The following is a 6,569-nucleotide window of genomic DNA, read 5'->3' as shown; positions in this document are numbered from 1 at the left end:
CAGCAAGTCCTTGTCGCCCGAAGAATTATCTTAGCAAACGTGGTTTGTTCAGCCAGCAGAATTTCCATAGGTGAATACAGAGGGTGAATGTGGCATGGGTCTGAGCGTGATCAATGCGGAGGATTGAACGCTCAGTGCAGGTCAAGTAGGTAACAGAGCAGCCCTCGATCTCATCGATATCTGTCAAGGTCAGTATGCGAATACAGAATATTTAGTCAGTAGACAACTGACGCGAGAAGTGCCTTTGTGAAGCGACTCTATTAGTCGAGTTTCCCTGCTTCGAGGAGAATGCGTCCAAAGTAGGGCGAGGTACACTCCTTGACTGGAGTTACGTATGGAGAGATGACCATTCGGAAGGGCTGTCTGAGTAATTGTGAAACCTTCGAAGAAAATGCGTGAAGTGGAATCACCTAACACTAAAAATACTTATCTCAGACGGTGTTTTTATAGATGCCAATGCCCCCAAATTTCACCGTCTCACCTTCATACCCATCGGTAACCTTCTCAAAGGAGTTATTCACACAGATATCGTCAGATATAAGAACGCCATTGGAAGATAACGACTGGATTATCGTCTCGTACGCCATTATCATTTCTGAAGCGTCTTTACTTGCATCATATATTACTAGATCGAGTTTTGGCATAGATCGTATAACTCGAGGGAGTATCTCAGTAAAATCAGCAACGTAGTATTGGTAGCCATAATCTGCACGCCATTCCATAGGTACTACCCAACCTGCTTCAGCGCCATTCGGAATGATCCCACCGACCCCTTCAATCCCGCGCTCTCCGCGCTTTTCTCTCACGTCAGACTCAAAAAGTGGCTTATCAATAGCTCGAATATCCGGTTCCAACTCTAACTCTTCTAATGCACCGAGGATATACGCAGTTGAGACGCCATTTGCCACTCCGATCTCCAGAATTGCGTTCGGTTTTATCAGGTGTGTTAAAACATGTGCTGTTTCACCGCCCAAATTCGCTCCACCGAGTGAGTACGGTTTTTCTTCCATCTGAGAGCGACAATTCTGAATATGCTCCTCAATAGGACCGTCTCGAACGCTTTTAATTATTTTCTGAGTTTGGTTACTCTCGACGTCAAACAACTTCGCTAATGAATCCTCACGTATTTTATCGTACTCAGATAGATCATATATTCCCGTTGTCTCTTTTCCGGTCATCTCTCGTTTGATAACACGTATCGCCTTCTGAGGGTTTCGAGCCCCGTGCTTCAAATCTGAAAGATTTGCAAATCGTAATAAAGATTTTATCCTATGAATAGAACGATGCCTGATAAGATAGTAATGCATTGTCTACAGCCATTTTCAAGCCTTGCTCTTGTGAAGCATGTAACCGGTGAAGAGCCGTCTGGTAACTCCGGTCGTGCAAGATTCGCGCTGTGTATTCAGCAGGCGACTTTTGTTATATTTCGGATTGGTACCTAGTCGCTTTGGTAACTGCTTGGCCTGTCACCGTTGATCGGATAATCACAGGGGTATTCGAATTGTTCTATGACACCCTCCGTAGTTATGCAACGAACGGTGAGACCGTTCTCGATACGCTGGGCTCCCGTCGTAGTCACGGAACGTCGATGCACGTCATATCTCTCGATTACTGTCCGATCAGCGCATAATTCGTTTCGACTGGGACGACAGCCGACTGGCCCCAACAGTCAGTATCCTAACGTTCTTTACGTTGGTTGAACAAGTAGTAGACGCGCACGTAAAGTGCGCATGGAGCCGGAGTCCATGCGGCCAAGCTAGCACTCCGGCTCATACGACTCCCGCGGAGCGGGAGCAATCCACCATTGACGTTGGCGAAATAAAGACCTGCCGACGTGTCGCCGACCCACAGTCGTTGGCAGTGCTCGAACCAGTAGCGGACGGTTCCGGGTCTCCGGTCGGGTTGTTCTTCGCTCCGTCGGGCCTCGAGAACGGAGTACACATGACTACCCAACTCACCATCCACTGCGATTGTGGTACCGACGTGCGGACGGAGCCGACCGGCGGCGTGATCGCCGCCGAAGGCGCGGTCGTCTGTCCAGACTGCGAATCGGTGTTCGCCGCGAGGATCATCGAACTCACCACCGATCACGATGCACCCAGCACTCGCTACGGTACTCGCTCGTGTCGCGGCCCGTGAGGGCTGTGAGCGGACGGTGCTCCCGCCGCTGTACGAGACGGGGGATACGGAGGCGCTGATCGCGTTGCTCGAGTCTCCCACCACCGTCACCGTCCGCTTCGAGTACGAGGGGTATCGCGTCGTGATCGAATCCGGGTCGCTCGAGGTGGAGGTGATCGACAGCGGGGGGTGACGGGTCGTTGATCGGTAGCGGCAGCCGACCAATCCGTTTTGTATTTCGTTTCAGTATCAGTCAGTATCCAACGTGAACCGAAAGACACGCCAAGGGTCGTGACCCTTGATCTACGGGACAAAGACTCGATAACAGGCGTGGAACACTTGTCGGTCGAGAGCGGCGGGACACGTATCTGTTCCATTTGTAGCCATCCAAGGAGGGTATCATAGAAGTCTTCTCATGGAGTTAATTTCTACCTCTCGCAGACGAATAGAATGGCCACTACACGTGCTTATTGAACGGTTCACTCACCAGAGTTGATGTGACGATGAGCCGTTCTGCTATCGTGGCAACGGGGAGTAGCCACGTCCTCCCCAACCGATTCGCTCCCTCCGGTCGCTCATCCCTCGCACGGTTTCGGTCGAGCATCCTCCCGTTCGGTCGGCCGCTCGACAGCGCGCGCCACCGCTATATCGGGTATCTAATGGCAATTACTCTCATCTTCTGAAAAGAGGTTAGCGTACGACTTTATTTGATACGCGTTGAGTTTTTCACGTCTCTTCGCTATAGACGCCCACATATCTATCCATCCTCGAGTTTCATTCACCCTTCCTTCCGATGTATATTGTGCGTGGAACAGCACGCACGATGGAATTCCGAATCCGTCATCGGATGGCTTCGTTCGGGAGGTGCGGGACGCCATCTTCCCACGTCAGTGCATCGAGAACGTCCACGAGATCCGCAATTCGCCGGTCAAACACGTTTAACGGATGCTCATCGAGGAACTCGGCTTCTTCTCGCTGTACCGTCTCTCCCTGATAGTCGATTTGGAAGTGACACTCGCCGAGGTCGGTATGCGTTTCGTCCTGGTGCCACCCAACCATGAGGTCGCGGTCCGACTCGACCCACTGAATCACGTAGAAGTCGTACGAGTGAGTCTGGGGGAAATCAAATGAGAGTTGTAACTCCGCTTCAGCAACCGGGTGGGATTTGCGGAGAAACTCCTCCGTCGTGACCGTCGCTCGGACTCCGGCTTTGTTCCCAGTAGACGTCCGATACCACACCCGCTCGACCGGGGAGTCCTCCTGTGGAACCTGCGTCTGGAAGCGATTGTGGATCCGGCTGAGAAGCGTTCGTTTATCGAGGTTCGCGCGATTGGCGAGAAAGATCATCGGTCGGCTTACTGGGACAGTGGGATCGACGAGTTCGACGAGTGTCCCGGGTAGAGTTCCCGAGCGTCGTCGTAGAGTTCCAGCGCGTGTTTCAACAGGCGCTTGTTGTCCTCGTAGCGTTCCCACTCTCGCAGTACGCGGTTGCGGTTCCGAATAGCCGCGCTGTCGAGTTCGTCGTGGGTAAGTGTCGATTCTAACTCGTCTCGGGATTCGACGCCGAATTCGCGCTTCCACTCGTCGATTTCGGTCTGGATGGCCGCAATTTCCTCCCGGAGTTCCGCCCTCGAGTGGTCGTTGATCAACTCGGTTACTTCGTTGAAGTACCGTAGCTGGTAGTTTGGCGCGTATTTCGTATTCCCGTCATCGCCCTCGACGGCATGGACCTGGCCGAATTCGACGAGCATCTCTAACTCCTCTTTCGCAGTTTGCCACGACGATATCTGTGATTGCTCGCGCACCCATTCGACAGAGCGGGGTTCCGTGAGCGTCGTCGCGATTTTCCTGACGCGCTCTCGAGCAGAGAGGTCATCAGTCCACGAGCCGAGTCCATGGTCCGTCATACGCAGAATTACGTGGCTCACTCTATTATTTCTTCGGACGGATCACACATATCCGAGATTAGAACCCAGTATATTCTCCAAGTCTCACACGGCATAGCTCGTGAATCCCCGCCTCCCCACCCCGAGCGGGCTCGTTGATACCGTTCTCCTCGAGAGCGCGCCACCGTAGGCAAAAACGCGTTCGCTCGAGTGCAATCGTGTGGAACTGTTCGCGACTACGATCACACCGGTCCAGAAGCCAGTTTTCTTTAGGATTCGCCACGGAACCCCCCTATGCACGTCGTCGTCAACGCCGCCACGAGTGCGGACGGCAAGCTCTCCTCGAGACGTCGCGAACAGATCGCGATCAGCGGCGAGGAGGACTTCGCCCGCGTCGATCGACTCCGGGCCGACAGCGACGCCGTCGTCGTCGGCGTCGGCACCGTTCTGGCGGACGATCCGAGCCTCACCGTCACAGACGAGGAGTTGTGCGAGCGTCGACTCGAGCGGGGCGACCCCAAACAGCCGGCGCGGGTCGTCGTCGACTCGAAGGCGCGAACGCCGACTGACGCGGCGATCGTCGACGACGCCGCGTCGACGTACGTCTGTCTGAGCGAGGCCGCGCCCGTCGACCACCGAATGGATCTGGCCGACCACGCGGAACTGGTGACCGCCGGCGAGGACCGGGTCGACCTCCTGCGGGCGTTCGCGGCGCTCGAGGCGGCCGGCCTCGAGCGGATCATGGTCGAGGGCGGCGGCGAACTCATCTTCTCGCTGTTCGAGGTCGGGCTGGTCGACGAACTTCGGGTGTTCGTCGGCCCGACGGTGATCGGCGGTCGCGATGCGCCGACGCTGGCCGACGGCGACGGCTTCGTCTCGGAGTTCCCGACGCTCACCCTCGAGTCGCTCGAACGAATCGGCGACGGGGCGTTACTCACCTGGCGAGCCGGCGGCTGACACGGACCGGTCACGTTCAGCGCCCCGTCACACCTTTCCTCGCCGGGTTCCTAGTAGTGGGCATGGAACGAGCGACGTTCGGCGGCGGCTGTTTCTGGTGTATCGAGGCGGCGTTCGAGGAACTCGAGGGCGTCGAATCGGTGACGTCGGGCTACGCCGGCGGCGACACCGAGGAGCCGAGCTATCGGGAGGTGTGTTCGGAAACGACTGGCCACGCGGAGGTCGTCCAACTCGAGTACGATCCCGACCGAATCGCGTACGCCGACTTGCTCGAGGTCTTCTTTACGATCCACGACCCGACGCAGTTGAACCGCCAGGGGCCGGACGTCGGGAGCCAGTACCGATCGATCGTCCTCTCACACGACGACGAGCAACGGGAACTGGCCGAACACTACGTCGACGCACTCGAGGAAGAGAGGGCCTACGACGACGATATCGTCACCGAAATCGAACCGCTCGAGACGTTCTGGCGAGCGGAAGAAAAACACCAGAACTACTTCGAGAAGAACCCGACCGACGCGTACTGCCGGATGCACGCGGCGCCGAAAGTCGAGAAGGTACGTGAGAAATTCGAAGCGAACGTGACCGAGGCGTGATGCCGACCGAGGTTCGAGATCCGTTTCGAATCGCTCGAGCGGTGGCGAAAAACGAGTGGCGACGTCGACTGTAACTCGGTGGAACCGGTTGCGATCAGGTGAAAGCTACAGTTTGAAATCCGAGTCGGTGGTACGACAGTCGCCATGTCAGTAGGCAAACTCGGTCCCGAGAACGTCGTCACGACGACCCGGGACAGCGACCTGGAGGAGGTCTCTCGAACGCTCGCGGAGGAGAACGTCGGTGCCCTCGTGGTCGAGGAGGACGACGAACCCGTCGGCATCGTCACGGATCGCGACGTCGCGCTCTCGGTTCACGCCCACGACGACGTCGGTTCGCTGTCGGTCGAAGACGTGATGACCGAGGATCCGGCGACGGTTCACGAGGACGACGATCCGATCGCGATCTCAGAAGCGATTGGCGAACACAACGTCCGGCGATTCCCGATCGTTGACGACGACGGGAACCTGTCGGGGATCGCGACGATCGACGACCTGATAGCGACGATCGGCGAGCAACTCGAGAACGTCGCCGACACGATCGAGGTACAATCGCCAGCGTACAGCCCGTAGTACGAATACCACCGTGGCGCGATCCGCTCACACTTCCCGGCGAACCGCTGACCAGATCCCGAGGACGTGTTCTTTCGCTCGCTCGATACTGACGAGAAACTCTCGATCGTCGTCGAGTTCGATGCCGATTCGCTCGAACGTGACGACGTATCGAGATTTCCGATTCCGGCCGCGACTGCCGGTGGCTTCGTCGACGAGTCCGGCACTGGTCAGGCGATCGAGTTTGCGGTAGGTCGAGGAGAGCGGAAGCTCCGCTCGAGTGGCGATCTCGTGGACGGTCATCGGCTTCTCGAGAACGGCGATGATTCGGCGACAGTCCCCGTCGTCGAGGGCGGCGACTACCGACTCGAACTCCGGCGAGTCGTCGACGGAGAGGTCGGATGCCATAGCGATGCAAGCGTGTTAGGGTCGGTCCGTAAAGAGCCGTTTGGTCCGGCTATAG

Annotated in this window: 9 protein-coding genes; 5 read left to right on the top strand and 4 right to left on the bottom strand. The window is 56.6% G+C overall.

Features of this window, described 5'->3' with window-relative positions; all coding sequences use genetic code 11:
- Positions 1-431: 431 nt before the first annotated feature.
- Positions 432-1,178: a class I SAM-dependent methyltransferase gene (locus AB7C87_RS10165; RefSeq protein ID WP_369729323.1), complete on the bottom strand. Its 747-nt coding sequence runs from the start codon at positions 1,176-1,178 to the stop codon at positions 432-434.
- Between the two features lie 763 nt (positions 1,179-1,941).
- On the opposite strand from AB7C87_RS10165, the gene AB7C87_RS10160 reads away from it, so the two are divergent.
- Both AB7C87_RS10160 and AB7C87_RS10155 read left to right on the top strand, forming a co-directional pair.
- Positions 1,942-2,139 (top strand): hypothetical protein, encoded by a 198-nt coding sequence (locus AB7C87_RS10160; protein WP_369729322.1) that lies wholly within the window; start codon positions 1,942-1,944, stop codon positions 2,137-2,139.
- The gene (locus tag AB7C87_RS10155; RefSeq protein WP_369729321.1) at positions 2,093-2,311 is read left to right on the top strand and encodes a HalOD1 output domain-containing protein; all 219 of its coding nucleotides are present in this window, start codon (positions 2,093-2,095) and stop codon (positions 2,309-2,311) included. The genes AB7C87_RS10160 and AB7C87_RS10155 overlap by 47 nt, the downstream gene beginning before the upstream one ends.
- 647 nt (positions 2,312-2,958) lie before the next feature.
- On the opposite strand, the gene AB7C87_RS10150 is transcribed toward AB7C87_RS10155, so the two are convergent.
- Positions 2,959-3,465 carry a hypothetical protein gene (locus tag AB7C87_RS10150; protein WP_369729320.1) on the bottom strand — a complete coding sequence of 169 codons (507 nt, stop codon included), beginning with the start codon at positions 3,463-3,465 and terminating at the stop codon, positions 2,959-2,961.
- Positions 3,466-3,473: 8 nt separating this feature from the next.
- Entirely contained in the window at positions 3,474-4,025 is a 552-nt protein-coding gene (locus AB7C87_RS10145; protein ID WP_369729319.1) for a DUF7342 family protein, read from the bottom strand.
- Between the two features lie 273 nt (positions 4,026-4,298).
- Here AB7C87_RS10145 and AB7C87_RS10140 point away from each other — a divergent pair, with 273 nt between their 5' ends.
- From AB7C87_RS10140 to AB7C87_RS10130, 3 genes are all read left to right on the top strand, one after another.
- Entirely contained in the window at positions 4,299-4,961 is a 663-nt protein-coding gene (locus AB7C87_RS10140) for a 2,5-diamino-6-(ribosylamino)-4(3H)-pyrimidinone 5'-phosphate reductase (RefSeq protein WP_369729318.1), read from the top strand.
- A gap of 62 nt (positions 4,962-5,023) precedes the next feature.
- On the top strand, positions 5,024-5,557 hold the full coding sequence (gene msrA, locus AB7C87_RS10135; RefSeq protein WP_369729317.1) for a peptide-methionine (S)-S-oxide reductase MsrA: 534 nt from the start codon (positions 5,024-5,026) through the stop codon (positions 5,555-5,557).
- Between the two features lie 144 nt (positions 5,558-5,701).
- Positions 5,702-6,127, top strand: a complete 426-nt coding sequence (locus AB7C87_RS10130) for a CBS domain-containing protein (protein ID WP_369729316.1) — start codon at positions 5,702-5,704, stop codon at positions 6,125-6,127.
- A 27-nt stretch (positions 6,128-6,154) separates the two neighbouring features.
- Here AB7C87_RS10130 and AB7C87_RS10125 read toward each other — a convergent pair whose 3' ends face one another.
- Positions 6,155-6,514, bottom strand: coding sequence for a helix-turn-helix domain-containing protein (locus tag AB7C87_RS10125; RefSeq protein WP_369729315.1), 360 nt, complete (start codon positions 6,512-6,514; stop codon positions 6,155-6,157).
- Between the last annotated feature and the right edge of the window lie 55 nt (positions 6,515-6,569).

This window comes from Natrarchaeobius versutus (genome assembly GCF_041205745.1).
Lineage (GTDB): Archaea > Halobacteriota > Halobacteria > Halobacteriales > Natrialbaceae > Natrarchaeobius > Natrarchaeobius versutus.
This window is presented reverse-complemented; position numbering and strand designations above follow the sequence as displayed.

What these genes read in the sequence shown, in the direction of transcription:
- AB7C87_RS10155 (WP_369729321.1), top strand. Translation starts at nt 2,093, where the DNA reads ATGCACCCAGCACTCGCTACGGTACTCGCTCGTGTCGCGGCCCGTGAG.
- AB7C87_RS10145 (WP_369729319.1), bottom strand. Translation starts at nt 4,025, where the DNA reads ATGACGGACCATGGACTCGGCTCGTGGACTGATGACCTCTCTGCTCGA.
- AB7C87_RS10160 (WP_369729322.1), top strand. Translation starts at nt 1,942, where the DNA reads ATGACTACCCAACTCACCATCCACTGCGATTGTGGTACCGACGTGCGG.
- AB7C87_RS10130 (WP_369729316.1), top strand. Translation starts at nt 5,702, where the DNA reads ATGTCAGTAGGCAAACTCGGTCCCGAGAACGTCGTCACGACGACCCGG.
- AB7C87_RS10150 (WP_369729320.1), bottom strand. Translation starts at nt 3,465, where the DNA reads ATGATCTTTCTCGCCAATCGCGCGAACCTCGATAAACGAACGCTTCTC.
- msrA (WP_369729317.1), top strand. Translation starts at nt 5,024, where the DNA reads ATGGAACGAGCGACGTTCGGCGGCGGCTGTTTCTGGTGTATCGAGGCG.
- AB7C87_RS10125 (WP_369729315.1), bottom strand. Translation starts at nt 6,514, where the DNA reads ATGGCATCCGACCTCTCCGTCGACGACTCGCCGGAGTTCGAGTCGGTA.
- AB7C87_RS10140 (WP_369729318.1), top strand. Translation starts at nt 4,299, where the DNA reads ATGCACGTCGTCGTCAACGCCGCCACGAGTGCGGACGGCAAGCTCTCC.
- AB7C87_RS10165 (WP_369729323.1), bottom strand. Translation starts at nt 1,178, where the DNA reads ATGACCGGAAAAGAGACAACGGGAATATATGATCTATCTGAGTACGAT.